The sequence below is a fragment of the Paraburkholderia sp. Ac-20347 genome, assembly GCF_017104805.1.
In the GTDB taxonomy this organism is placed as follows: domain Bacteria; phylum Pseudomonadota; class Gammaproteobacteria; order Burkholderiales; family Burkholderiaceae; genus Paraburkholderia; species Paraburkholderia tropica.
On record NZ_JAAGPN010000115.1, the window covers coordinates 1 to 25,817 of the forward strand.

A 25,817-nucleotide genomic window follows, 5' to 3' on the forward strand; every position below is an offset into this window, starting at 1 on the left:
CGACGGCGGCGTCCACGTCGGCGGCGCTCGCGGCGGACACGCGCGCAACCGGTTGCCCGCTGCACGGATCGATCAGCTCGAGCGGCGCGCCTTCGCCATGCCGCCATTCGCCATCGACGAATACGCCCGGCTCCACGGCCGCGAGTACGGTCTCGCGCTTCATGCTGAGACCTCCAGCGCGTTCGCTTCGTTCACGTCGTGCTGCACGGCCACGCAGGCGTGCGGCGACAGATGCTCGTGCACGGCGATCCAGCCGGCGCCCTCGCGCGCGAATACGATCGTCTCGCGCTCGACCAGCGTCTCGCGGCCCGCATGCGTGCTCACCTGCGTGCGCACGTTGTGCGTGAAGATCGCGACGTCGCCGAGACACTGCACGGCGCGCTCGCTCGACTCGCAGCCGAGCACGGCGAAACCGTCGTCGCGTTCCCACTGACGCCACAGCGCCTCGTAGGCCGCGCGCGTCGGCAGCGCTTCGCTCACGTGATGAAACACGAAATTGGCGTGCGGCGCGAAGGCCGCGAAATAGGCGTCGCGGTCGTGGCGCGCGAACGATGCGATCAGCGCATCGGCGGCGGCCAGGACGGCGGTCTCGGTGGAAGTCGGGGTCTCGCTCATGCTTGCTCTCCGGGGATCTGGCGTAGTTTTTGAATAATTTTCGGATGCCGAATCAATCGACATCACTCAGGCGCGATACGCCACGCCGGGCAGCACGCACAGCATTTCGAAAGCGAGGTTCGCGGCCAGCAGCGCCGTGGTGCCTTGCGGGTCGTACGGCGGCGAGACTTCCACCAGATCCGCGCCGACCAGATTCAGCCCGCGCAAACCGCGAATGATTTCCAGACCTTGCGGCACCGTGAGTCCGCCGATCTCCGGCGTGCCCGTGCCCGGCGCGAACGCGGGGTCGAGGCCGTCGATATCGAAGCTCAGATAAACGGGACCGTTGCCCATCTGCTCGCGCACTTCCTTCATCAGCGTTTCGAGCGAGCGGTTCCAGCACGCCTCGGCCTGCACCACGCGAAAGCCCTGATCGCGGCACCAGTCGAAATCGTCGGCATGATAGCCGGTGCCGCGCAGGCCGATCTGCACCACGCGGTCGCAATCGAGCAGGCCCTCTTCCACCGCGCGGCGAAACGGCGTGCCGTGGGCGATTTTTTCCCCGTACATGGTGTCGTTGACGTCGGCGTGCGCGTCCACGTGGACCACGCCCACCTTGCCGTACTTCTTGTGCATCGCACGCAGGATCGGCAGCGCGATCGTGTGGTCGCCGCCCAGCGTGACCGGCTTGCAACCGCCGGCGATGATGCCGTCGTAGGCCGTTTCGATATCGGCGATCGCCTTGTGGATGTCGAACGGATTGATCGCCACGTCGCCGATATCGGCTACCTGCAGCGAGTCGAACGGCGCGGCGCGCGTCGCCATGTTATAGGGCCGCAGCAGCACCGATTCGGCGCGGATCTGGCGCGGGCCGAGGCGCGCGCCGTTGCGGTTCGAAGTGCCCAGATCGAACGGCACGCCCACGAAACAGGCGTCGAGCCCCGCGCTCGTCTCGGCGATCGGCAAACGCATCATCGAAGCGATGCCGCCAAAGCGCGGCATGGCGTTACCGGAAAGCGGCTGGTTCAGCGGGGTGTGTTGCGAGTCGTTCATATCCGTATAAACCCTGAAAACATCGATAGGAGCAGTGGGATGAAACCCAATGCTGGCAATGCTAGAGGGAAAAAAATATGGATAAAATGACGGCCTGATGATGTTTACATCGATTCGCATCAATGTGAGGATAAAAGCATGCTGGCCAACCTGACCGACTTCGACTTGCGGCTGATCCGCGTTTTTCTCGCCGTGGTCGACGCGCGCGGGCTGACGGCCGCGCAGGCCGCGCTCAACGTCGGGCAATCGACGATCAGCACGCAGCTCGCTTCGCTGGAAACGCGGCTCGGTTTCCGGCTCTGCGAGCGCGGGCGCGGCGGCTTCAAGCTCACGGCCAAGGGCGAGCGTTTCGCGATGTCGGCGCGGCGGCTGCTGATGGCCACCAACACGTTCTGCGCCGAAGCGGCCAATATGGACCGCCAGCTCGTCGGCGAACTCAATCTCGGCCTGATCGGCCACACGCCGTTCAGCCAGAACGCGCGCATCAGCGACGCCATCGCGCGCTTTCGCCAGCGCGACCAGGCCGTGCGCTTCAACATCCAGATCCGCTCGCCGGGCGAACTGGAGGAGCAGGTGCTCAACGGCAAGGTCGATATCGCGATCGGCTATTTCTGGCACCGCGTGCCGAGCCTCGACTACACCTCGCTGTTCATCGAGCGCCAGTACGCGTATTGCGGCGCGCGCCACGCGCTGTTCGGGCGCGCCGCGCACGCGGATCATCCGGGCGACGTGGGCGCCGCCGAAGCCGCCGCGTGCGAGTGGGCGTGGCGCAGCTATCCGCTGCCGGAAGCGCAGCACTCCACGCACGAGCGCAATGTGACCGCCATCGCCGACAACATGGAAGCGGTCGCGCTGCTGATCCTCTCGGGTCATCATCTCGGCTATCTGCCGGTGCATTTCGCCAAGCCTTATGTCGATGGCGGGCTGCTGCGCGCCGTGAATCCCTCGGCGCTGCGCTACGACGTGACCTTCCATATGGTCACGCGGCGCATGACGAATACGGGCGACATTCAGCGCGCATTCATCGAGGATCTGCGCGCCGTGCATCTGAACGAGGTCGAGCGCGAAGGCGCGGCAAACGCGTAGAATCGCTCCACCCAACTGCCTTGCCTGCCGACGTTTATTGCTGTTCACGCGCCTTCGACTCAAGCCACTCGGAGCCAACATGACGCAATACCTTCAGCATCCCGCGTATCTCTTCGTCACGCTGATCGTCTGTCTGCCGCTGGCCGCCGCGCTCGGTGCGGTCGTGCTCAACGGCCGCTGGCCGCTCTCCGAGGAGGCGCGCGAGAACTACAACGTCGTGCAAGGCGCGACGCTCACGCTGCTCGCCCTGCTGATCGGCTTCACGCTCTCGATGGCGGTGGGTCGCTACGACCAGCGCAAGAATCTGGAGGAAGAAGAAGCGAACGCGATCGGCACGGAATATCTGCGCGCGGATCTGATCGGCGGCGCGGGCGCGGCGAACCTCAAAACGCTGCTCGCGAAGTACACCGAGGCGCGCGTGCTTTACTACACCACGCACGAAAGCGACGCACTCGCGCAGATCAACCGCACGACCGCCGATCTGCAAACGCAGCTATGGAACGGCGGGCGCGACGCGGCGGCGGCGCAGCCGAATCCGGTCACGGCGCTCGTGGTGGCGGGCATGAACGACGTCATCAACACGCAGGGCTATACGCAGGCCGCGTGGATCAACCGCATTCCCGTGGCCGCGTGGATACTCATGATCGTCATCGCGCTGTTCAGCAATCTGATGCAGGGCTATGGCGCGCGCGGGAAAAGCGGCAAGCGCATTCTGCTGTTCGTGCTGCCTGTCACGGTGTCGCTGTCGCTGACCTTGATCGCCGATATCGACAGCCCGCGCGGCGGCTTCATCCGCGTTTCGCCGCTCAATCTGATCAGCTTTCAGCAATCGTTGCCGGCGCAGCATTAAGCACGCAGCATCAAGCCTCGCGCGCCGCGTTTTATCCCTTGTTTTCGTGCTCCATCATGAAGATCATCCGCAGCAAAAGCTTTACCGCCGAACGCGCCTGGGGCGCGCTCGATATCGCGAATCTGAACGGGACGACCGTGCGTCTGCACTGGACCGACCAGCCGTACAAATGGCATGTGAACGATGGCGAGGAAGTGTTCGCGGTGCTCGACGGCACCGTCGACATGCACTATCGGGAACGCAGCGAAACCGGCGTGTCGGAACACGTGGCCGTGCTCGAAACCGGCGACGTGTTTTATGCGCAGGTGGGCTGCGAACATGTGGCGCATCCGCGTGGCGCGGCGCGCATTCTCGTGATCGAAAAGGAAGGCAGCGTGTGAACACCGTCACGCGCGACGGCGTCGATCGAGCAGGAATCCAGGCACGTCCAACGCGCTCGCCGTAATTCTTCTACACTAGGCGACCATCGTCGCACGGCCCGACCGATCGACACGACAAGACCACTCAGAGGAACCGCATGAACGCACTTTCGACCTTCCCGATCTCCGAAAAATGGCCGGCGCAGCATCCCGAGCGCATCCAGCTCTATTCGCTGCCCACGCCCAACGGCGTGAAGGTCTCGATCATGCTCGAAGAGCTGGGCCTGCCCTACGAGCCGCATCTCGTGCGCTTCGACACCAACGATCAACTGTCGCCCGCGTTTCTTTCGCTGAATCCGAACAACAAGATTCCCGCGATTCTCGACCCGAACGGTCCGGACGGCGCGCCGCTGCCGCTGTTCGAATCGGGCGCCATCCTCATCTATCTCGCCGACAAGACCGGCCAGTTGCTCGCCCGCTCGGGCGCGGCGCGCTACGAAGCGATCCAGTGGGTGATGTTCCAGATGGGCGGCATCGGCCCGATGTTCGGCCAGCTCGGCTTCTTCCACAAGTTCGCGGGCAAGGAGTACGAGGACAAGCGTCCGCGCGACCGCTACGCCGCCGAATCGAAACGTCTGCTCAATGTGCTCGATCAGCACCTCGCGGGCCGCACGTGGATCATGGGCGACGACTACTCGATCGCCGATATCGCCACGTTCCCGTGGGTGCGCAATCTGGTCGGCTTCTACGAAGCGGGCGATCTGGTGGGCTTTGAGACGTTCAGCAACGTCAAGCGCGTACTCGATGCGTTCGTCGCGCGTCCGGCGGTGCAGCGCGGGCTGGAGATTCCGAAACGCGTGTGAGCGCGGCCTGGCCGCGGCGTCGCGTCATGACTCAGGGCGCGGCTTTCACGCGCGCCACCACCGTATCGGCGACCTGTCCCGCCGCGCGCTGCACGGTCAGGCGCTGATCGCCACGCGCGATCACGAACTTCGCGGCGGCCACGTAGGGATTGAGCGCGATGGCCGCCCCCGCACCGGGCGTCTTGTGACTCGACTGCGCGTCGATCACCTGATAAAGCGGCGCGGGCGCGTGCGTCGTCAGATCGTCGACGGCCACCGCCAGCTGGACCTCGCTCGCGCCCGAGCCGAAGCCCACCATCGCGCGCCGCAAGCGGTCGCCCTCGTCCACCTGCAGAAACACGCCGCGCACGAGCCAGCCTTGCGCGGGCAGCGGCGCGCCCGTCGCCAGGCGGCGCGCATCGACACCCGAGCGGCGCAGATCGGCGACCAGCGTCGACGCCATTTCTTCGACGATGTCGTGCGCCTTCGTCTGCGGATCCTCGCCGCGCAGACGCGACAAAGGCCGCGGCAGCAGACCGCCCGCAAAATGCCGCGCCTGATCGACGGGATTCTGATCGGTCGTGACGCTGGAGGCGTCGAGTTCGAAGTCGCTTACGTAGACGAGCGGCGCGGTGGCGGGCACGGCGGACGCCGGAGTTTGCGCGTGAGCCGCGCTCGCGCCGAGCCACAGCGCGGCGAGCACGAAACCCCTGGCAAAATTCCAGACAAAACGCCAGACAAAACGCCGTGCGGACAGGCTCATCGGACACTCCGGCGATGGACGATGCGTCCATCATAGTCGCGGCGCGCGACGGTTTCCTTCTGCGTGCCGGCCGTGCTCAGACGGTCGTTTTCTGCGCGTTCGCGAGCAATTCCTGAGCGAGCGCGACGGCCACCTCGCCCGCCGGCGACATCGTGCGCTCGGCCAGTACGACGAGCGCGATATCGAGCCCCATGCGCGGCGAATCGGCCACCTCGATGCGCTCGATCGTGCCCGCCGCCAGCTCGCGCCGCACCGAGGACACGGTGCCGAACAGCAAGGCATCGGTCTGCTCGACGAAGGACTTGAGCACCTGCAGATCGTTGCATTCGAGCTGCACGCCAATCGACTCGTGCGAGCGGATCTTCATGAGCCGATGCACGGCCGCGCGCATGAACGGCGGCAGCGGCACCGACACCAGCGGATAGTCGCGCAGCACCGCCGTGGTCACCGCGCCGCGCCGCGTGAGCGGATGCCCGGTGCGCGCGAACCAGCCGCCGTCGTGCCGCTTGAGCGACTTGATGGCGAGCGCGGGATTGTCGGGCAGCACGCGCCGGTCGGTGACGAGAAAGTCGATCTGCTCGGCCAGCAGCATCTCGACCATCTGCATGCCCTGGTTCACCGACACCTTCATCTCGACCGCCGGATGACGGCGCGACAGCGCCACCAGCAGGTCGGGCATGAGCACCATCGTCGGATACGGCCCGAGGCCCATGCGCACCTCGCCCGCCTCGTGCGACTTGAGCAGTTCGACGTCGCGCGTCAGGCAACTGGCCTCGAACAGCACGCGCCGCGCGCGCTCCACCACCGCCTTGCCCGCCTGCGTGACCGCCACGCCGCGCACCGCGCGGTCGAACAGGCGCAGCCCGAGTTCCTCTTCGATCGCCTGGATGCTGCGGCTCAGCGCGGGCTGACTCAGATGCACACGCTCGGCCGCGCGCGCGAAGCTGCGCTCCTCCGCGAGCGCCACCACGTGGCTCAAACGCCGGACACTCAGGTCATGCATGCCTTGCAAGCTCCCATCGGTGAGAATGCGTTTTTTGAATGTCCGAGCGTAGTCGCGAAACGCTCCCGGCTCAAGCCGGATCCACCCTGAAGCTGCGCTTGCGCAGGCGTTCGCGTGTGCGAGAGCGATCAGTCGCGCAGCACGCCGAAGCGGCGCAGATCGCGCTCGAGCGCGCCGGCATCGACGAACAGACAGGCATGCAGACCCGCGTCGCGCGCGCCTTGCACGTTCGCTTCGCTGTCGTCGATGAAGAGGGTTTCGTGCGGCAGCGCGCCGAGCTGCTCGACGCAGCCGAGATAGGTCCGCGCGGCGGGTTTGACCGCGCCGAATTGCGCCGAACCATAGACGCGCCCGCCGAACAGGCGCGCGACGGGCGGATTGAGCGCATCGAGGTGATCGGTGACGAGACTGCCGTTGTTCGTCAGCACGGCGATGCGGCAGCGCTCGCCCACGCGCGCGGCGAGCGCGAGCGCGGCGTCGTTGGGCGTGATCGACGCGCGCCGCGACGCCAGCCAGGTCGCGCGGTCCATCGCGCAGCCGAGCAGTTCGCCGAGTGCGCGCAGATAGGCGTCGGGCGCGAGTTCGCCGGCATCGGCGCGCGCTTCGAGGCCCGAATCCCAGATCGCGGCGCGCACCGCGTCGGGCGTCGTGCCGGTGAGCGCCGCGAGATGCGCCGCGCGCGCGGCGCGGTCGTAGTGCGAGAGCACGCCTTCCATGTCGAACAGGACCGTGCCGATCTTGCCGCTTTGCGCCGCTGTTGCTGTCGCTGTCGCTGACGTTTTCGTTGTCGTTTTCGTTGGCATGGGCCGCTCCCGCTTCGAGTCATCGCCGATGATAGCGCCGCGTCGTGTGCGCGCGTGCGCCGATTGCTGCGCTGCGTCGGCGGGCGCACGCAGCGCGTGCCTGCGCGTAGTCGCGTGGTTACGTGGCGCGGTCACGTGGTCGCGCCCCGAAAGTGCGCGCCGATTCCGGGTAAACTGAACCGATGGACAAATGCCGATACTGCGGAGAGCTGCGCGACGAGTGGGATTGCCACGGCGACGACTGCCGCCGCGCGATTTCGCAGGCGCTGCGCCGGCAGCGTCAGGGACTGCCGATGGTGCCCAACGTGATCCGCAACGAGATTCCCGCCAACGCCAGCACCGGCGAGATCATCAGCGTGCTCTCGCGTCAGCGCATGCGCGCGCGGCGCGGCAACGAGGAGCGCCGCGAACGCAAGGCGCTCGATATCGCCGACGAAGCCGGCCGCGCGAACGAGCGCCGGGCGCGCGCCGAAAAGTCTTAAAGCCCGACGATCTCCTGGCGGTATTGCGCGCACACGCGCCGCACGGCGTCGAGTGCGTGCGGCACCGGCAACGCGGCCATCGCGCGAAAGAAACCGTCGTGCCGCGCGGGCGACGCGACCAGCAGTACGCGTGCGGGCGTCGCTGCGCGATTCGTGAAACCGTGCACGTCGCCGCGCGCGACCGCCACCGATTCGCCCGCGCTCACATCGCGCACGGTATCGCCGAAACGGTATTCCAGCCGGCCTTCGAGCACCACGAACGTCTTGTCTTCGTCGAGCGAGCGATGCGCGGGCGCACCGCCGCCCTGCTCCACGCGCATGACCATCGCCGTATAAGGCGCGGCCGTGCTCAGGCCCGCGATCACGCGCGTGTCCATGCCCGCGAATTGCAGCGATTCCTGCGTATTGATCATGCCGGTTTCCATCGTTTTCGCTCCTTGTTTCAGCGTCTGGTGCGCGGGCAGTGCCGCGCGGATGCGGTTGCGCCCCGGCGTACTCGCGACCATCCAGCGTTCGAGTTGCTCGCGCGACGGCTGGCTCAGCACGTCGCCGAGCAGAATCGCCCGCCCCGATTGCACGACCGCGCGCGGCAACGTCCACGGCAAGGTCACAAAGGCCCCACCGTCGCCTCAGACAATCGGGCAAATGCGAGCAAAAACCCCCGATCTGGCCTAAACTGGCGCCCTCGCAGGCGCGCTTTGCGCCGCTTCATTCCGGATTCACCCCAGATTCACCAGGCTCGACACACCATGTTTTCGCTCTCCGACTCCCTTCCCGCCGACAAACCCGCGCTCTACGCCACGCTCGCCGCCCAGGCGCGCGCGCTGATCGAAGGCGAAACCGACGCGATCGCGAACGCGGCGAACTTCTCGTCGCTGGTCTACCACTCGCTCGACGGGCTGAACTGGGCCGGTTTCTACTTCTTCGACGGCAAGGAACTCGTGGTCGGCCCGTTCCAGGGCAAGCCCGCCTGCGTGCGCATTCCGCTCGGCAAGGGCGTGTGCGGCACGGCGGCGCAGACGCGCGAGACCCAGCTCGTCCCCGACGTGCACGCGTTCGCGGGCCACATCGCGTGCGATTCGGCTTCGCAGTCGGAAATCGTGGTGCCGCTCTTGGCGGCGGACGGCACGCTGATCGGCGTGTGGGACGTGGACAGCCCGCACCTCGCGCGTTTCGACGACGAAGACGCCAAGGGCATGGCCGAGCTGTGCCGCGTGTTCATCGAATTCGGCTGGAAACCCACTGCGCGCTAAACGCTGCGTTTTTCTCGCGCGGATGCCTCGTCAGGATGACGAAGTATCTGCGCCTGCCTCGGCGCCCGACTTCAGAAAGTCGATGAAAGCCCGCAGCGGCGCGGGCGGATGCCGCCGCCCCGGATAGTAGAGAAACGGCCCGGAAAACTGCGGCCACCAGTCCTCGAGCAGCGGCACCAGCGCGCCGCTCGCGAAATGCGGCTTGAGCATGTCCTCGAACATCGCGACCACGCCCGCTCCGCGCAGCGCCATTTCGATCGCCAGATCGAGCGCCGCCGCAGGCTTCACCACCAGCGGCCCCGGCGGATCGAGACGCACCGTCTCGCCGTCGCGCTGATACTCCCAGATCGCCATCGCGCCGCCCGAAAACTGCACGCGCAGACAGGCGTGATCGAGCAGATCGCGCGGATGCGCCGGCGCGCCGCGCGCCTTCAGATAGTCCGGCGCCGCCGCCGTGGCGAAGCGCTGCACGGACGGGCCGATCGGAATCGCGATCATGTCCTGTTCGAGCCGCTCGTCGTAGCGAATGCCCGCGTGGCAGCCCGCCTGCAACACGTCGACGAAACCGTCTTCCACCACCACTTCCACGCGAATCTCGGGATAGGCGCGCGCGAAGCCCGCGAGAATCGGCGGCAGCACGCTGCGCGCGACGTTGGCCGGCACGTTCAGCCGCAGCACGCCCGCAGGCCGGTCGCGATAACCGTTGAGCACGTCGAGCGCGGCCTTCATCTCGGCGAACAGCGGCGTGATGGTGTCGAGCAGACTTTGGCCCGCTTCGGTCGGCGCGACGCTGCGCGTCGTGCGGTTCAGCAGCCGCAGACCCAGCCGCGTTTCGAGCCGCCGCACCGCCGTGCTCAGACTCGACGGCGAGACGCCGCCGGCGCGCGCGGCATCGCGGAAACCGCCCGCGCGCGCCACCGCGACGAAGGCGGCCAGATCGTTCATTTCCAGGGCCGGATGGCCTTGCGGGCGGGTGTCGCGCGTCATGGCGAGGTCCATGCCGGTCGATGCCGGACGAGTCGGGTCGAAAAACGGGAAATCGGCGCGGACAGTTTGACGGCTGCGCCACCGCGTCATTGTGCAAAATTTTGCACAACCCGTGCGGATCTGACGGGATTATCCATCAACGTGACTCAGTCCATACTGGCGCCATCCCTTTTCGAGGAGAACGCCATGACCCAGCCGACCACCGCTCAGACCACCCCGCCGACCGCTCCGAGCCGCACCTTCGAATTCGCCGGCCGCACCGTCAACCGCATGGGCTACGGCGCCATGCAGCTCGCCGGTCCCGGCGTGTTCGGGCCGCCGAAGGACCGCGCGGAGGCCGTCGCGGTGCTGCGCGAGGCGCTGGAACGCGGCGTGAACCACATCGACACGAGCGACTTCTACGGTCCGCACGTGACGAACCAGATCATCCGCGAGGCGCTGCATCCGTATCCCGCCGACCTCACGATCGTCACCAAGGTCGGCGCCGTGCGCGACGATCAGGGCGGCTGGCTGCCCGCGCACGATCCCGCCGACATCGAGCGCGCCGTGCACGACAATCTGCGCAATCTGGGCCTCGACACGATCGACGTGGTGAACCTGCGCATCATGGGCGACGTGCACAAGCCCGCCGAAGGCCCGGTCGAGCCGCAGATGGAAAGGCTCGCGCGCCTGCGCGAACGCGGCCTCGTGCGCCATATCGGCCTGTCGAATGCGACCGCGAAACAGGTCGCCGACGCCGAGCGCATCGCGCCGATCGTCTGCGTGCAGGGCTAGCAGCAATCCCTTAGTCTCCCCAAGACCCACCAGCAACGTGAGAAGAAACGAAGGCTCATGTCCTGGCGCCCCCGATGCTCCCCCGCGTTCCCCTATGGATTGTTGGCAACGCGTGGTTAAGCCGGGTGTACCGTAATCGCACCAGGAGAAGCCTCAAATGAACAGCACCCAACGCGCAAATGCGCGCCCTTTGAAAGTAACTGATGCCTCGCTCAAAGTACTCCGGCCGAGCGATAGACCCCATAAGCTTTCCGTCGGCGGCGGACTGTACCTGCTCGTATCAACTGCCGGCAGCAAGACGTGGAAAATGGCCTACCGGTTCGGTGGCCGTCAACGAACGCTGAAAATCGGGTTGTTTCCGTACGTGAATCTCGCCGAAGCTCGCTTGCTCGCATATGAGGCACGTAAGCTGCTTGCTGTGGGCATAGATCCGGTTGCCGCTCGCGAAAAAGAACGGCTGATGAACGTTCAGGCACACACGGAAACGCTCGGTGCGTTATGCGCTGAATGGTTAGAACATCGCCGAGGCAGCGTTGCCGACTACACCTTCGGTCAGTCCAAAACGTGGCTCGAGCGATACGTCGTCTGTCGCGACATCGGCAGACTTCCTGTTGCAGAGGTTACCGCAGCGCACGTTCACCAGTTGGTCAGGGGCGTCGCTAACGGCAGCATTCGCACAGGTTTCGAGCGGCAGAACGGAAGCACGTATGTTGCGGGCAAACTCAAGCAGTTGCTCGGACAGGTGTTCCGCTATGCAATCAGCTCGGGGCGCGCACAAAACAATCCAGCTACGATGATCGCCCTGAGCGATGCGGTTAAGCCCAGGAGAGTCCGACACAACAAAGCCCTGCCGCCCTCCCAGATGTGTGCATTGCTCTGTCGCATCGACAGCGAGCGCAGGATGCTAACCACGCGGACGCTTGCAGCGACGATACTGCTAAGTGCATGCCGCACCGGAGAGGCGTTACAGGCACGTTGGGGGGAATTTGACTTCGAGAATGCACTCTGGAACATTCCGGCTTCCCGGATGAAAAACAAACAGCCACACTGCTTTCCACTGTCGGCCCAACTGGCTGCTCGGTTGCTGGCACTTCGCGCGATCTCACAAAAAACGAATATCGAGGATTACGTCTTTTACAGCCCGAAAGCTAAGGTACTTCCGCACCTTTCACGCGGGGCAGTTAACGCGATCTTTGCCCAGATGGGCCTGAATGAAGAAACCAACAACTGGTTCCGCGCACATGGTGCTCGCGGGTCGGTCGCGGTATGGGCTTATGAAAGTGGCTGGTGGCGTTCCGAGGTCATCGAATGCTATCTGAGCCACGTTGAGCGCAACAAAGTGAAATTAGCCTACACCAATGCGACGAAGTATATTTCTGAGCGCCGCGATCTTGCGCAGCGATGGGCCGACCTTATCGATCCTTTAACAGCGACAGGCAACACCAGGCTGAATGCGGCCTAAGCTCTGTCAGGGAACCTATGCGGATTGCACTCGAAGCGAAGAAAGGCGGGTTCCCTGTGTGTTGTCGTACTGGCTGAGGGCGGCCCGGCCCGTGGCAATGCCAACCGTCTCGTCGCCCCAACGCGGAGGCAAAGCTCTAACCCCAGAGCGCATATTCGGCAGAATCAACGACTGGAAGGTATCTCGGATTTCTATCTTGGCGGCAAGTTTCGCTCGAACTGCTCACGTAGAGGTCTGAGCGGAAGCAAATAGACTACAACTCGCGCGGTGCCTGCCTCGCATTCGGCCATCATCAAGCATGACCATCTTGTCGAAGCGAGTGTAGTCGATCCGAGTACTAGAATGCGCTAGCATCTTCGATGCGCCCCGCGGACGACACGTCCGGGTTTGGCCCGGCATGACCCTGACCCAGAATTAGTCCCGGTCGGAAGTGGAGATTTCCGGCTTGGTTGAGTTGTCAGGCGAGGCGGTTTCCCTTGCCTGACGGGCGAATTCGGCAGGTGTCATCCACTGCAATGCGGAGTGGGGACGAACCTCGTTATAGTACGTGCGCCAGTCGCCGATTTTGCTCTGCGCGTCGGCCAATGACAAGAACCAATGCGCGTTCAGACATTCCTGCCGGAAGCGCCCGTTGAAGCTTTCGACCTTGGCGTTGTCAGTTGGCGTACCCGGTCGGCTGAAATCCAGTTCAACACCATGTTCATACGCCCAGCGATCCATTGCCTTCGAGATGAACTCGCTGCCATTGTCGACCTTGATCGTGGCCGGGTGTCCGCGCATGGCGGTGATACGCGTCAACGCTTCGACCACGTGTTCTCCCTTCAGACTTTGGCCGACCTCGATGGCCAGGCATTCCCGTGTGTAGTTGTCGACGACGGTCAGTGTCCGAAGACGTCTTCCATCGAACAGTGCATCGGCAACGAAATCCATACTCCAGATTTCGTTGATCGTAGTCACGATATGCCTGGGCTGCCGTAAGCCTAAGCAATTAGTGGCCTGCGTGGAAGTCGAACTGACGGCAGATGGAATTTGGGTGCGGAAAACCTCGAAATCTCCGTGGTCCAGTGATACTGCATCCACTAACGCCGGGCCAGGCAATCATCTTTGGTGGTCAGCGTTGGCGTGTTCGTGACGTCGACGCTGAGAAGAAGGTTGTCTACGTGGATCCCGACAAAGGCGGAGCACCGCCGACCTTTGATGGTGCGGGCATTATGGTTCACGACATTGTCAGGCAGGAGTTCGTCGGCTAACGACATCATCGACGTCTGCGAAGAGATGGCGACTCAATTCCGTCAAAGTTCGCAGTGATACCATCGGCTGGACGACATCGCCCAAGGCGAACTGCGCCGCCGCCAGGCGGTGCGCTAGACCCGCCCTCTCGAACGAAACCCGCGAGCTTTCGTTTCACGCGGCGCGCCAGATGCGGGCCGCAGGCAAGACGATTTGCTTCGACCCCAACCTACGCCCTGCGTTATGGCGCAGTCAAACGGAGATGGCGGAGACCCTGAACGCATTGGCTTCGCACGCGGACATTGTGATGCCGGGTCTCGGTGAAGGTCTGATTCTCACCGGTAAGTCGTCCCCCGAGGAAATCGCGAAGTTCTATCTCGACAAGGGTGCGAAGCTCGTCATCGTCAAGCTCGGAGAGCGAGGCGCTTACTTCGAGAATCGCAGTGAATCTGGCGTTGTACCAGCCTGTCGGGTGAAGAAGGTCGTAGATACGGTTGGGGCTGGCGATGGATTCGCGGTTGGCGTGATTAGCGCGCTTCTCGAGGGGCACCCTGTCGCCGAAGCGGTCGCCCGTGGCAACTCGAAAGGGTCATTGGCTATTCAGGTCATCGGTGACTAAGAGGGCCTGCCACTCCGTTCGGCACTGGAACAGCACGAAGGTGCGTCACAGGCCTGAAGGCAGCACACTCGGGCTTGGACCGTGGATTCTTCACCATCTCACGGGGAAATGCGATGGTGAGATTTGGAATTCTTGGGGCGGCACGTATCGTACCGTGGGCTCTCCTTGAGCCGGCCGCGCGACGTCACGATGTCGAGGTTGCGGCGGTCGCTGCGCGCCGTCCAGGTGTCGCTACCGCGTTCGCACAAGAACATGATATTCCTCGCGCCTACGAGAGCTACGAAGCTCTTCTGGACGACCCGTCGATTGACATCGTCCACAACCCGCTGCACCAAATCTTCACGCTTAGTTTTCGATAAAGGCGCTCGAAGCCGGCAAGCATGCTATGTGCGAGCAGCACTTCGCCATGAATGCGGAGGAAGCGCGGGCCATGCAATCAGCATCGAGGGCTTCAGGTCGCCGCATTATCGAGGAGTTCCACGAACGCTACCACCACGTATTTGAGCATCTACTCGGATTGGCAAGTTCAGGTCAATTGGGCACTCTCACCTCCCTGGAAGCGGTCTTCAACCATACGGTGCCAGACACGCCGGGGGAATTTCGACGCATTCCGGCGATGCGCGGAGGTGCGCTGCTCGAACTGGGTCGCTATCCGGTGCACTGGTGCCGGTCGCTCATGGGCCAAGAACCAGAGGTCATCGACGCACAGGCACTTGTCGCGTCGATTGGGTGCGACGAAGAAATGCACGCGAACATGAAGTTTCCTTCAGGCGTACTCGCCCGCGTTGAGACTCGCATGACGGAGGGTTCGCGGCTTCGCCTGGCCAGTTGCGTTATCGACGCATGCGCTCCCTTGAGTCCGTTCGCCTGCACGGTGATCCACTTCCACAGCACATGATTCTCACGTGCGATGACGTCCGATGTATCAGCAATTGTCGTGATGGTGTTTGTCACCTGCTGTAACGCTCCGTGGATCGCATCCAACGTGGCTTTGAAAGTTCTGCTGCTCTCACCAGAGAGGTCATGCTTGCCGGTGCGAAAATCGAATTTGCCCCCTTCCCGCGCGACTCCTGCACCCAGTAATGCCAGCTCGCCGCCGGTGAGCGCCTCAACCCGCATTCGCTTCGCGATGACCACGAGCAGGCTTGCGTCCGCCCGCCAGCGGGAAACCCGATCCCATCCGGCCACTCACGGCTCCGTCCAGAGAGGTTATCCACGGAGTTACCCCCAAAAACTGTGAATAACCGAGGCTTCGCCGTTCTTGCCCTAGAGTTCGTCAGGCGTGTGCCTGGCACCCGGGTTCCTGCGCGGTCCCGCGAGCGTCGTCAGAGGCGGGTGCCAGACAAAATCAGAAGCCAGCCCAGAGTTCCACCGGGAACGTTTCGTACGCAAGCGGCAGAATCCCGTGGCCTGTAGCTCACACGCTGTGGAGATAGCCACCTACCTCGCCTCCTCTCTCCGTAGCGGCTCTCCAGTGCTCCGCGCCGACAATTGGCGCCGACTTGTGGACACGGTGTACAACACAGAAGGCGCGTCCGCGGCACGCCAGCGTCCGCGCATCGGCGCTCATTTCTGCCCTTTACCAATCGCGTCCAGTTGCGCCAGTACCTCACTGGAGAGGTCGAGCGTCTGCGCCGTCATGTTTTCGCGCAGGTGCACCCGCGACGAAGTGCCCGGAATCAGCAGGATATTGGGCGCGCGATGCAGCAGCCAAGCTAGCGCGACCGTCATCGGCGTCGCGCCAAGCGACTGCGCGACTTCCGAAAGCGCCGACGACTGGATCGGCGTGAAACCGCCCAGCGGGAAGAACGGCACGTAGGCGATCCCGCGTGCCGCCAGTGCATCGACCAGCGCATCGTCGTCTCGGTGCACCAGGTTGTAATGGTTCTGGACACAGACTATCGGTGCGATCTTTTCAGCATCCTGCACCTGTTTCACGGTCGCATTCGACAGGCCGATATGGCGCACGAGGCCGCGTTCGCGCAGGCGCGCGAGCCTTTCCATCTGCGGCTCGATCGGCCCTTCGGCGGGCTTGTGCACGTCGCCCATGATGCGCAGGTTCACGACGTCGATCGTGTCGAGACCGAGATTGCGCAGATTGTCGTGCACGGCGCGCTCGATGTCGGCGGGATCGTGCGCGGGCAGCCAGCCGCCCTGATCGTCGCGCACGGCACCGACCTTGGTGACGATCGTGAGGTCGGCGGGATACGGATGCAGCGCCTCGCGGATGATCTGGTTCGTCACGTGCGGACCGTAGAAGTCGCTCGTGTCGATGTGGTTCACGCCGCGCTCCAGCGCTTCGCGCAGCACCGCGACGGCCTCCGCGCGGTCCTTCGGCGGCCCGAACACGCCGGGGCCGGCGAGCTGCATGGCGCCGTAGCCCATGCGGTTGACGGTGCGACCGGCGAACTCGAAGGTGCGGCTCAGGGTGGTCGGCTGGGTGGTCTGGGCGGTGGTCGGCTGGGTCATGGCGTTCTCCTCGAAAAGGGATGGCGCCAGTATGGACTGAGTCGCGTTGACCGATAATCCCGTCAGATCTGCACGGGTTGTGCAAAATTTTGCACAATTATGTTCGCATTTGCCATCGGCCACGCACACTGCTCGACGGAGCCGCGCAGTCTCCTACGCCTCGGTTATGCAGATGGTTGGCAACTTGGCTAACTAGCCGTTGATCGAGAGCAACGCTACCCGTCAGCACAATTTAACACTGCTTGACGATTGCCAGACTCGGATTTTGATACCCTAATACGCACGTTGCAGTTGGACAGAGTAATCAGGGCCACCAGGGATGGCCCCATGGGTACCCCCTCACCAACGGAGAAACTCTCCATGCTGCGCTGGATTACGAACTTCGCCTCACGACACGCAATCACCCCCGAGCGTCAGGCTGAGCGGTCACTCGGTGAACTACGAATGGCACTATTCGAAGCAGAGGAGCGCGTGCTCACCGCTCAGATGCATGCGGCGTACTACCGATCCCGCATCATGCTCTGCGAAGACGTCATGAAAAAAGGCGTTGAAAAGGCGTCGGACCAGCGAAACGAACCGACTGCATTCGAACGGGCGATAACACCCAATTTCAAGGTCGCCCGTGCGCAATAACGCATCTCGGGATGTATGGCTACTTTCCCGTTAGCCGCGAAAATAAGCTACCACGTCGCTTGTGGCGAATAGTCAGGTGGTCAAATATATAAATCACACGCGCCGACGCTCGCCTACCTCACGAGAGACGCGGGCGTACGCTTCTTCGGTTTCAAGTAGAACTGATAGTGCTTTTCGAAGCAACGCAGTCACACTGCGAGCCTTACGTACGTTACGGCGCGGCGTTGGCGACTGATAGCTTAGGGCTGTAGATGAGCATCGCCAGCAGCATTCGGCGCGCGCAATCCCACTGCGAAAAGCATGCGCACTGTTAGGTGACTGGACGGAAGTTTGCTGGGCACCAAGCATGGCCATTGCCACAACCACGCTGCCAGCAAATTCATTTGACTGACTGGGGAGATCCTATGTCATCGAACCACGCCGCGACGACGTGAATCATATGTGGAATTCCCCCTGCAATTCAGGATACGCGGACACTGTTAGATTGATGGCACCGCCGCGCGTCTGAACTCGTGAGGCGAGCGGCATTTCATGGCTTAATGCGGGTAGCGCTCATTGTCGTGCTCAAACGCGAAGATCAGACGCGGGATTTATGTTGGTACGTCGAATTTGTCCATATAGGCGACGTAATTGTGCTCCATGGTCTTCACGAACGATTCGACCATTCCATTGCTCTTCGGCGAACGGGCTGGCGCAGTTAGCGGCCCAGGTCCCAGTTCACGAGCGACGCTGCGTGGGCAGTGGTCGATATGCATGTCGAGCCGTTGTCCGATAGCCATCCGATGGTCTGCGTAACATGCGTGGTGCCGGCACTGTTCGACTATGCAAACAGCAGTCGATTTCTGAGATACATCGAGAACCACATACGTTTCCATGGCAGCCTCCACCGTTAGCCGGAGAGGTAATTGCAGCATGTGATTGACGCGCGGCGCGCTGGTCTGTTCTCGACTACGACGCGGCGGTGCCCAGATGCGCCTGGTAGCCGTATGTTGGGCGGTGCGTTATATGGGCCTGAATCTCTTCGACGAACTCCGAGTCGTCAGTCGGTTTCGCGCTACGGCCGTCTTGCCAGCAGGGCGAGCGCCCTGTATCGCTGCTACACCATAGCGCGCAATGCCGAAAACTTCGCAGACCTTTTTCAAAGATCGCCCCCACCAAGAGCGAACGCGCAACCAGTTCTTTTGAGCGCCACCATTCAACGGCTTCTTTCAGGATTTCAACTTCTATCGTGTTTTTCCCACGCAGTCGTTGCAGTTTCCTGATTTTCTTGATTGCAGTGGCCAGCTCGGATGCGGGCACAACGGTCTCGCTCGCCTTCACCGCAGCCAGACTGCCTTCCGAGCATTGCTTGCGCCAGCCGAACATCTGGTTGGGATTCACGCCTTGTCGGCCTGCCACCGCTGACATGGATGCACCCGGTTCCAGTATTCCTGCACGATGGCGACTTTTCCTGTTCGGAGCGCCAACGACGGCGCTCGGACTCGGTAAGATTTTCGATGAATTCCGCGTAATGACTAGGCTTACCGTTAGGCACAAGACCATCCCTTATTTTAAGAGAGTTCTCGTGGCCGCAGATACGTGGGACCACTCCAATATGGATCAATTGCTCGGGAGACGAATCTATAGTTGTTCAGCGCGCTGGCAACTCTAAAGGTCGCCCAACAGAGATTGGGCGCAGCACTGCGCCCAATTGCAAATTCTTATAACGTTTTTTGATTAACGCTTGGATTGAACTAATTTATAATTCTTGGTATATATATTTTATAAAAATCAAATAATATTTTCGCGCAGCGAGATAGTCACTACTACGTCAATTATAACGGAATTTTCATTCCTTTTTTACTGGCAACAACAGTGACTCGTGATCCTCTCGCAACTCATACCCGAAGCCATGGATAGCCCTAAGCGTGTATCCCCTATCCTTGTACAAACCAAGTTTGACGCGCAGATTATGGATATGTGTATCAATCGTTCTGCTAACCTTATCTCCTTTGTGAGACCAGATTTTTCGCGCCATTAGTTTCCGCGATATTCTGCGGTTTATGTTTGTGAAGAGAATATGGGCAAGGGCATATTCTTTCGGTGCCAGGACAACAGGTATCCCCTCGACAAGCACAATGTTTTCAGAATGGAACTCGATAGCCCCAAAAACATCGACGGAATGGGTATTGGCCCTCCCATATGGCCAGCGCAAAAGTTTCCTCACGCTTGCAAGCAGCAGCGATGCGTCAACAGGCCTGATCAGATAATCGTCGGCACCAGCACAGAGTGCCTTAACCATGTCGCCTTCGGCCTGGCGCGAGGTGACAAACATGACCGGAAAATGTGCCCCAAAATTCTTCTTTGCCCATCCCAGAACTGCTTCCCCGCCATATTGACCCGCGTCCCAATCCAGGATCAACATGCGGTATTCGTCACGCTCAGCTTCCCTCAAGAAGACTCGGCTATCTATGAATATCTTGCAGTCGAACCCACCGGCAGCGAGTACACCGTGGACGAACGCAGCATGGTGCTGATCCTTGTCCAGTACAGCAATTTTCATTGGTCGATCCATTGCACTGCATTTGCCCCACGTAGACCAGACGGTTTCATAAAAATTCGCTTGCCAGAGAATAGAGCGGCTTTTGACCTTTAAGCATTGCGCCCCAACTCCGCCCGGATTAGATCATCCCCGAGATTGAGAATGGGCCGCCCCGAAAGCAGTTGATGTGATAGGCGGCGACTCAGCCGATCCAGAATTATTTAGACGGGCGACCGATCCAACCTCTACAACCGCCGGTATCCCACCTTATCCTAGTCACTGGCCTATCCTTGTGACAGGCGATCCACTCCGGCAAGTATGTCCGCGCCGCGAACGACCACAATGGACAAAGCACTGGCACCGTCGGGCGAAATGACAGCAGGAGTTGTCCGGTGAAGCGGTCGAACTTATTTCCTGCTTTTCAGGAATTCTCTGCCGGCAAGCGTAATTGCAACACTGGAGCGCCCCGAAGGGTAACCGACAAAGCCAGCGCCGATGAGCTCTCGCATGATCGACCATCCGATAGCGGGTGCGTCTCTGCCATAGCGAACTTCCGCGAGGCGTTCCAGCGCCCAGATCGCTGACGCAGAGATCGGTTGACCGTTTGATAAATCATTATTTCTCATCGCCTATCCAGAGAATACTCCATTATTCGTTGTGGTTTGGGGTGCAGAGCAATCGGCCGTGTTCTATTCACTTTCTTACACACAGTCGTAAGCGGCCCCGTTCTTGATGGCGACGGCAGCGTCAAAGAGGTCTATCCTGTGCTGCGTCGCGAGCTCAACCGCCAGCCTCATCAGCGTCTCGCGCGCGTGGCGCACTGACCTTCCAGCTAAACGCGTCTGACGAACCGAATATTTCACAAAGCATGTCAAGGTTGCCCTCGAATCCCGCACCTACCTGCGCGGGTTGATGGCATGCATGCTGCTATTGCTTAGCCGAGACGGATGAGCACTAGAACCGCCTCTTCAGAGAGCGCGAGAGTCGCACACCGACCGAGGTGGAACTGTCGATTAACTATGTATCGAAGCTACTTTCTGTCATACGAAGATACCGGACAGCGTCTGCAAAATGACCGATAACCGGCCATCGTCGGGTGGTGAGACAGAACGCCTCGCGCAGTGAATCACCCTGGAATTGATCTCGATTGCGGTGATGCTTGCTTCCGGCAAACGACGATAACCACTCGGGGCGCGACCGTCAAAGTGCAGGGAAACGAAGTGTTCCGACTCCTGGACGTCCGGCCTATTCCGTGTAGCGTCTGAACGCCGTGCCAACAAACCTAGGAATGGTAAGTTAAAGGGAAGCATGTGGAACCGTGACCTCGGCTACAGTGACCCAAAGCATCTAGAGCACAGACTCGTTGATCCGCACCTTGACAGCGCCCGCGTGCGGGTACCACCGCAACCGTATCGTATGCCCTCATTCGTAGCGCTACCGCATCCGTTCAGGACCAGAAAGATGCTCCTTTTGAGACAATGCTCCGCTTCGATAAGCACAATCGCGATGGAATTACTGCCACTCCCGTGCAATCTGCGCGCAGCGTGAACGCGCGCAATGCTCGCCGTCTCTCGATCCCAAACCTCCAAACAGGTCACCCATCCGCCCCCCCTGCTTCTATCTGGCAGTGTGCGAAAAAGGTCCTGAGCTCACACTCCCATGCCGCATCCCGAAGATCAATGGTTGCGCCAGCTAGCCGATTCATCTGGAAGTCCAGGCACACCGCCTCAATTGATCGAGGCCATAGGCCACGTGCGAAACAACACCCATCGACATCAAGGAGCAGCTGAGGATGTTTCCTGAAGCGTGTACTCGCTACCGAAATTGCATCCAGTACGTGACGGGCCGACTCCCGTGGATAGATGAACGCCAGATGAATACCTTCCACTGCGAGTTGCTCCCCCACATCGTGGAATCGGTGGACCATCTGGAACCCGCGTTCGCCGCCGCGTCCGACTCCCGCCACAACAAGCCCCCTGCGTCCGGCGATTTCTTGCAGGCCTACCAGGCGACGATCGGATAACACCAACGCCCTATTCACATCGAACATTCCCGCCCCCACGAGATCCGCCCGCAAGTCGCCCGAGGATGGCAACCGGGATGAATTATAATAAAAGATAAATCATATGTGTTTTATATTATAATGGCATGTGTGCTCTCGCCTGACTACCTGTTCGGTGTCACATGCTCCCTGACTGGCGCAAAACTACGTCTACGGCCCCCAGTGACCTCCTCTTCATGCCCGCAGCAATATCCCAATCGCAGACGTATGCCGCACGTTTGCGCAGAAGACTACGGCCATCAACGAAGTGGCGTAAATCAATGCGGTGAGCGTACGCGAGAGGAACGTCATGCGGAGGAAACCGTCACGATCAACCACATCGGTTCCGCTGTTGGCCATGTGACCGGCATTGGCAAGCTGGGCGCGTTTTCTAGAAGAAAAACTCACCTGCTGCGTGGCACGCACGTGCGAGACGCTGCGGGTTCTCATATATGGATGCCATCTGATCACGAGGATAGATATGGACAGCGACCGGGTATCAACTGACGCATATCTCAAATTCCTCTCAACGCCGTTAAATGACGGGAAGCCGTTTGTGCTGAAAACTCAGCACGCGGTGTCCTTACATTTCGATCATTTCGCCACGCAAAGCTGTATGTCGCTTCGCGCGCCCGATAGGCTCGCGCTCGGTTACACGCGCACGATGATGGGATTCCTTCTATTGCACCCTACCCCGAAGGACATTTGCATGATCGGGCTAGGCGGCGGTTCGCTGGCGAAGTACTGCTACCGTCACCTGCCAGAAGCAAGCATTACCGCAATTGAGATCAATCCGGAGGTAATTGCGCTGCGCGACGCGTTCAGAATTCCGGCAGACGATGCACGCTTCCGCGTAGTGCGTGCTGATGGCGCAGACTTCATCCGTAATCCGGATATCACCGCCGACGTCATCCTAGTTGACGCCTACTTGCGAGAAGGGGTCGCAAGGCAGTGTGCGAATGTAGCGTTTTTCTCTGACTGTCGAGAGCGGTTGACGGAGTCCGGTGTTTTCGCGATTAATTTCACCGATGACGAGCCGGCGTTGATCCGTTATATTGAGCAACTGAAATCAGTGTTCGGATCTTCATACGCCGTCGTCCGATGTGCCGACGACAGTAACCTCATCGCTTTCGCCTGGAAAAGTCGATGTCGGCTGCCATCTTTACGCGTCCTGCTTGAACGCGCCTTCGGCTATGCCTGGGCAGATGAATTGAAACTTTGCTCTACTGCCAGGCGACTCAAAGAGGGCGCAACTCTAGACCCACAACGGTTAACCTGGCGCACAAACAGGCATGCAGACTGGGAGCAGGACGCCTGAAACTCGGCAGAAGACTGAGCACCTCAAACGACATCGTCCCCGTTACGCTTTCCAAGCGTGTTCTTTGTCTTGTAGGACACATTGTGACGTTCGAGATACTCGCGAATCAACTGCCGCACGACCTGTGATGACGTCAGGTCCTGTGCTGCACAGAGCCTTTCAAATGCCTCTTTTTTTGCGGGATCAATAAGGATGGTCAGGCGTGCGGTTTTGGTTTCCATTGGGAGCATGAAGATGATGCATGATAATCAAATTATAATACACCCACCTACAAATCCAATACCAGCGCATGCGACCGGCTGCGCCCGCCTCGACTATGTGCCAACCCGTATCGCCGGTCACAAATTGAATCGTCTTGACGAACTCCTGCCTTGGCGTGGGTTCGACTTGGTGCGCACGCCGGACAGTCCCCCAGCGCCCTCTATCAGATCGACACGCCTGTTCGCCATAACGCTCTATGCGCTCGCGAAGGGACGAACGGCACACCTGAGCCGCTTACTCTAATCTTTGCATAATCATCGGAAAATGTTCGGAGGGCCGACTATGGAATGGCGACGACGCCGACCCGCGTCTCCCGGGTGGTACTGGCTCCAAACGGCGGGCGCTATCGAGGTGGTGCGTGTTTACGAATATTGTGTTAAGCCCGGGGCGCCCCGGGAACTCGAGGTTGCCTATGCCGGGCGTCAGCACACAGTGCCCGTTTCTGACGGCAGATTCTTCAAAGCGATGTGGGCTGGGCCGATTATTCCGCCTGAACAGCCTTGTTCAACTTAAATCAGGATAGATTGCCCACGCTTGCCCCCTCCTGTCTAGCGACAAAACTACCCAATTGTACGCGCAGCCATAGGTAGCGTTCGGCGGCGGGCATGTAGGCTCGCATTCATTGATACTGTCAGCTTGCCAATTCCAATGGCCGCGACGATGCCCCTTAATGAACGAATGATCGACGTGCATGCTCTGCAAGGGGCATTGGCAGTTGACCAGGTGATTGATCGAATCAAGCGATTCATTTTGCCGCGAGACTATAGACAACAGACCACCAGTAGCTGGGTGATGCTACGGCGCGCGCGCCACGTGAATCAGCATATCAGTCGGCTTGTAGACTTTATGGGCGGCGGTGAACCGCACGTGGCGATCATCACGCCTCCTTTTGCCCTACCGTGATCATCGAGCCAGTTAATCCCTCTTATCCGACGCGCACCGCATCGCAAGTGCCAGCAGCGCATCGCCCCCCCCCCGCGTTCATCGCTCCGGTGCCAAGACAATTAGCAAGCTTACTGACGATTCAGCGTTGAGACCGAGCCTCGGTGCTGGGCGGTCCTGCAGCGTGCTGCAGAATAGCGCGTCAGGCAGCTCGGAAAACCAGCGCACGGCCGCTGCCGCGGCGTGATGGTCTACCACGGGGCTCACACCCGCTGGCTTACCGAAACCGCCGCCCTTAGCCCGTGCCACAGCAAACGGAGAGATGCAGCGCGTTTCGCATACCATCCGGTGGACTGTCACTTTTGCCCTGAAAGGACAATGATGCCCACGCACGCGCCCTTCACTCTGCTAACACGTCGGCTGCACGAGCCAAACAAGCTCATTGAACGAGAGGCAAACGCACAAAATCAGACAACACTCGGCATCACACATTGGGAGGCCCGGATAATTGCAGCCGCTGTGGCAGTCCGCCGTCCATTGTCCGTGACGGAATTGGCCCAAACAGCACATCTCAACAGAGACCAGATTCAGTCGTACCGCAGAGGATCGGCTTGCGCGCCGCCTGATGTGTCGGGCGCCGGACAGCCGGGACAACCGCCTCACGTATCTCTCGTTGACTGCATCCGGCCGTGCGCTTCACCGTCGCATCGCCCTACTTGCAAACGAATTCGACAGGGCGATCGCATCCACGCTGACATTTCATGAAAAAATAGCCCTCGATCGTGGTCTTGATAAGGTTGCAAACGCAGCGAATACTGCGTTCGGTTAAACAGCGCTGCGTGCTTGTCCTTGCAACAACAGCGCGCGAAACCCACGTGTCGGCTGCCGGAACCCCAAGCCTTTTCACCAATATCAAGGCCGTAGCCAAACCCGCAAAAATGCTTCTCAGGCGTATCTGGCTCTTGCGCCGCAAACCGCCAGGATCAATGCTGCACCACCGCAGGCGCAATACTCAGGATGCGAGACCGACTTGCCAAGAGGCAATCGGCATGATGCCCGCTGCGCGTTAACCTCGACATGTGCACCCAGCCACAAAAGCTGGTGGACAATACGTGCCGCGATGGCTGTTATGCGCGCTAGCTAAGGCCGATTTCGAGCAGTTCCAGCAGCGTCAGATGCTCCCAATTGCTCTAGACCGGAATGAGCGGATATGCGTCGAACCGGCTGCGCGGACCGCCCCGTGCCAGCTTGTGTCCAGTCCGGTCGGCAAGAGGATATTGATCGGTTCGCAGGTGCTGCCTTTGCGAGGCTCAGCCGTCGCATTGCTCCGGCGGCAGCTCGCTGGCAGACCTTCGCCAGAACGCTTCTTGCTCATCACGCAACCGGGACAGCGACAGAGACTCTATGACCCTGCCTCATTTCCACGTACAGCAGATCATGCAGCGACCAACGCGGCCTCGAAGTCGACGGGAGTCAGAAACCCTATCGAGGTGTGCAGGCGCTCTCGATTGTAATAGCCCTCGATCCAGTCG

23 protein-coding genes and 5 pseudogenes are annotated in these 25,817 nt (G+C 61.0%); 13 read left to right on the forward strand and 15 right to left on the reverse strand.

The annotated features are described in order from the left end of the window. Nucleotides 1-159: 159 nt before the first annotated feature. A complete protein-coding gene (locus tag G3N97_RS21275) occupies nt 160-615 on the reverse strand; it encodes a nuclear transport factor 2 family protein (protein ID WP_205994972.1) in 456 nt (151 codons plus the stop codon). 66 nt (nt 616-681) lie between these two features. Continuing rightward, nucleotides 682-1,647, reverse strand: coding sequence for an agmatinase (speB, locus tag G3N97_RS21280; RefSeq protein ID WP_205994973.1), 966 nt, complete (start codon nt 1,645-1,647; stop codon nt 682-684). Nucleotides 1,648-1,785: 138 nt separating this feature from the next. Between speB and G3N97_RS21285 the strand changes: the two genes are divergently transcribed. The 4 genes from G3N97_RS21285 (at nt 1,786) to G3N97_RS21300 (ending at nt 4,805) form a co-directional block, all read left to right on the forward strand. Next, complete coding sequence (locus G3N97_RS21285) at nt 1,786-2,733, forward strand: LysR family transcriptional regulator (RefSeq protein WP_205994974.1); 948 nt, start codon at nt 1,786-1,788, stop codon at nt 2,731-2,733. A 79-nt stretch (nt 2,734-2,812) separates the two neighbouring features. Next, on the forward strand, nt 2,813-3,583 hold the full coding sequence (locus G3N97_RS21290) for a hypothetical protein (protein WP_205994975.1): 771 nt from the start codon (nt 2,813-2,815) through the stop codon (nt 3,581-3,583). Nucleotides 3,584-3,639: 56 nt separating this feature from the next. Beyond that, nucleotides 3,640-3,963 carry a cupin gene (locus tag G3N97_RS21295; RefSeq protein ID WP_065059127.1) on the forward strand — a complete coding sequence of 108 codons (324 nt, stop codon included), beginning with the start codon at nt 3,640-3,642 and terminating at the stop codon, nt 3,961-3,963. A gap of 137 nt (nt 3,964-4,100) precedes the next feature. Further along, the gene (locus G3N97_RS21300; RefSeq protein ID WP_205994976.1) at nt 4,101-4,805 is read left to right on the forward strand and encodes a glutathione S-transferase N-terminal domain-containing protein; all 705 of its coding nucleotides are present in this window, start codon (nt 4,101-4,103) and stop codon (nt 4,803-4,805) included. A 31-nt stretch (nt 4,806-4,836) separates the two neighbouring features. On the opposite strand, the gene G3N97_RS21305 is transcribed toward G3N97_RS21300, so the two are convergent. The 3 genes from G3N97_RS21305 to G3N97_RS21315 all read right to left on the reverse strand — a co-directional run bounded on the left by G3N97_RS21305 (nt 4,837) and on the right by G3N97_RS21315 (nt 7,353). Continuing rightward, entirely contained in the window at nt 4,837-5,547 is a 711-nt protein-coding gene (locus tag G3N97_RS21305) for a DUF4410 domain-containing protein (RefSeq protein WP_205994977.1), read from the reverse strand. A 76-nt stretch (nt 5,548-5,623) separates the two neighbouring features. Beyond that, on the reverse strand, nt 5,624-6,550 hold the full coding sequence (locus G3N97_RS21310) for a LysR family transcriptional regulator (protein ID WP_205994978.1): 927 nt from the start codon (nt 6,548-6,550) through the stop codon (nt 5,624-5,626). Nucleotides 6,551-6,678: 128 nt separating this feature from the next. After that, nucleotides 6,679-7,353, reverse strand: coding sequence for an HAD family phosphatase (locus tag G3N97_RS21315; protein ID WP_205994979.1), 675 nt, complete (start codon nt 7,351-7,353; stop codon nt 6,679-6,681). A 182-nt stretch (nt 7,354-7,535) separates the two neighbouring features. Between G3N97_RS21315 and G3N97_RS21320 the strand changes: the two genes are divergently transcribed. After that, nucleotides 7,536-7,835, forward strand: coding sequence for a hypothetical protein (locus G3N97_RS21320; RefSeq protein WP_205994980.1), 300 nt, complete (start codon nt 7,536-7,538; stop codon nt 7,833-7,835). On the opposite strand, the gene G3N97_RS21325 is transcribed toward G3N97_RS21320, so the two are convergent. Continuing rightward, complete coding sequence (locus tag G3N97_RS21325) at nt 7,832-8,446, reverse strand: cupin domain-containing protein (protein ID WP_205994981.1); 615 nt, start codon at nt 8,444-8,446, stop codon at nt 7,832-7,834. The genes G3N97_RS21320 and G3N97_RS21325 overlap by 4 nt on opposite strands. A gap of 138 nt (nt 8,447-8,584) precedes the next feature. Between G3N97_RS21325 and G3N97_RS21330 the strand changes: the two genes are divergently transcribed. Further along, on the forward strand, nt 8,585-9,088 hold the full coding sequence (locus G3N97_RS21330; RefSeq protein WP_205994982.1) for a GAF domain-containing protein: 504 nt from the start codon (nt 8,585-8,587) through the stop codon (nt 9,086-9,088). A 30-nt stretch (nt 9,089-9,118) separates the two neighbouring features. Here the strand turns inward: G3N97_RS21330 and G3N97_RS21335 are convergent, their stop codons facing one another. Further along, nucleotides 9,119-10,039 (reverse strand): LysR family transcriptional regulator, encoded by a 921-nt coding sequence (locus tag G3N97_RS21335; protein WP_205994995.1) that lies wholly within the window; start codon nt 10,037-10,039, stop codon nt 9,119-9,121. Nucleotides 10,040-10,261: 222 nt separating this feature from the next. Between G3N97_RS21335 and G3N97_RS21340 the strand changes: the two are divergent. Then, a pseudogene (locus G3N97_RS21340) lies at nt 10,262-10,843 on the forward strand (oxidoreductase); the annotation flags it as partial. A gap of 163 nt (nt 10,844-11,006) precedes the next feature. Beyond that, nucleotides 11,007-12,311, forward strand: a complete 1,305-nt coding sequence (locus tag G3N97_RS21345) for an integrase arm-type DNA-binding domain-containing protein (RefSeq protein ID WP_205994984.1) — start codon at nt 11,007-11,009, stop codon at nt 12,309-12,311. A 414-nt stretch (nt 12,312-12,725) separates the two neighbouring features. On the opposite strand, the pseudogene G3N97_RS21350 reads toward G3N97_RS21345, so the two are convergent. Beyond that, nucleotides 12,726-13,268, reverse strand: a pseudogene (locus tag G3N97_RS21350) (IS3 family transposase); the annotation flags it as partial. Nucleotides 13,269-13,680: 412 nt separating this feature from the next. On the opposite strand from G3N97_RS21350, the pseudogene G3N97_RS21355 reads away from it, so the two are divergent. Together G3N97_RS21355 and G3N97_RS21365 are read left to right on the forward strand one after the other, a co-directional pair. Continuing rightward, nucleotides 13,681-14,160 (forward strand): annotated as a pseudogene (locus tag G3N97_RS21355) (sugar kinase); the annotation flags it as partial. A 406-nt stretch (nt 14,161-14,566) separates the two neighbouring features. After that, nucleotides 14,567-15,058, forward strand: a complete 492-nt coding sequence (locus G3N97_RS21365; protein ID WP_205994986.1) for a hypothetical protein — start codon at nt 14,567-14,569, stop codon at nt 15,056-15,058. Nucleotides 15,059-15,726: 668 nt separating this feature from the next. Here G3N97_RS21365 and G3N97_RS21370 read toward each other — a convergent pair. Beyond that, entirely contained in the window at nt 15,727-16,629 is a 903-nt protein-coding gene (locus tag G3N97_RS21370; RefSeq protein WP_205994987.1) for an aldo/keto reductase family oxidoreductase, read from the reverse strand. A 360-nt stretch (nt 16,630-16,989) separates the two neighbouring features. On the opposite strand from G3N97_RS21370, the gene G3N97_RS21375 reads away from it, so the two are divergent. Next, nucleotides 16,990-17,262 (forward strand): hypothetical protein, encoded by a 273-nt coding sequence (locus G3N97_RS21375; protein ID WP_205994988.1) that lies wholly within the window; start codon nt 16,990-16,992, stop codon nt 17,260-17,262. Nucleotides 17,263-17,798: 536 nt separating this feature from the next. On the opposite strand, the pseudogene G3N97_RS39555 reads toward G3N97_RS21375, so the two are convergent. The 4 genes and pseudogenes from G3N97_RS39555 to G3N97_RS39560 form a co-directional block, all read right to left on the reverse strand. After that, nucleotides 17,799-18,070: pseudogene (locus G3N97_RS39555) on the reverse strand (IS3 family transposase); the annotation flags it as partial. Nucleotides 18,071-18,179: 109 nt separating this feature from the next. Then, nucleotides 18,180-18,796, reverse strand: a pseudogene (locus G3N97_RS21380) (transposase); the annotation flags it as partial. Between the two features lie 294 nt (nt 18,797-19,090). Beyond that, nucleotides 19,091-19,804 carry a response regulator transcription factor gene (locus G3N97_RS21385; protein WP_205994990.1) on the reverse strand — a complete coding sequence of 238 codons (714 nt, stop codon included), beginning with the start codon at nt 19,802-19,804 and terminating at the stop codon, nt 19,091-19,093. Nucleotides 19,805-20,190: 386 nt separating this feature from the next. Continuing rightward, nucleotides 20,191-20,409: a hypothetical protein gene (locus tag G3N97_RS39560; protein WP_241030734.1), complete on the reverse strand. Its 219-nt coding sequence runs from the start codon at nt 20,407-20,409 to the stop codon at nt 20,191-20,193. Nucleotides 20,410-21,656: 1,247 nt separating this feature from the next. On the opposite strand from G3N97_RS39560, the gene G3N97_RS21390 reads away from it, so the two are divergent. Continuing rightward, complete coding sequence (locus G3N97_RS21390; RefSeq protein ID WP_205994991.1) at nt 21,657-21,806, forward strand: hypothetical protein; 150 nt, start codon at nt 21,657-21,659, stop codon at nt 21,804-21,806. 213 nt (nt 21,807-22,019) lie between these two features. Here the strand turns inward: G3N97_RS21390 and G3N97_RS21395 are convergent, their stop codons facing one another. Continuing rightward, nucleotides 22,020-22,274 carry a hypothetical protein gene (locus tag G3N97_RS21395; protein WP_205994992.1) on the reverse strand — a complete coding sequence of 85 codons (255 nt, stop codon included), beginning with the start codon at nt 22,272-22,274 and terminating at the stop codon, nt 22,020-22,022. 31 nt (nt 22,275-22,305) lie between these two features. Here G3N97_RS21395 and G3N97_RS21400 point away from each other — a divergent pair, with 31 nt between their 5' ends. Next, nucleotides 22,306-23,142 (forward strand): fused MFS/spermidine synthase, encoded by an 837-nt coding sequence (locus G3N97_RS21400; protein WP_205994993.1) that lies wholly within the window; start codon nt 22,306-22,308, stop codon nt 23,140-23,142. A 23-nt stretch (nt 23,143-23,165) separates the two neighbouring features. On the opposite strand, the gene G3N97_RS21405 is transcribed toward G3N97_RS21400, so the two are convergent. Then, nucleotides 23,166-23,363: a ribbon-helix-helix protein, CopG family gene (locus tag G3N97_RS21405; RefSeq protein WP_205994994.1), complete on the reverse strand. Its 198-nt coding sequence runs from the start codon at nt 23,361-23,363 to the stop codon at nt 23,166-23,168. Nucleotides 23,364-25,817 lie beyond the last annotated feature (2,454 nt).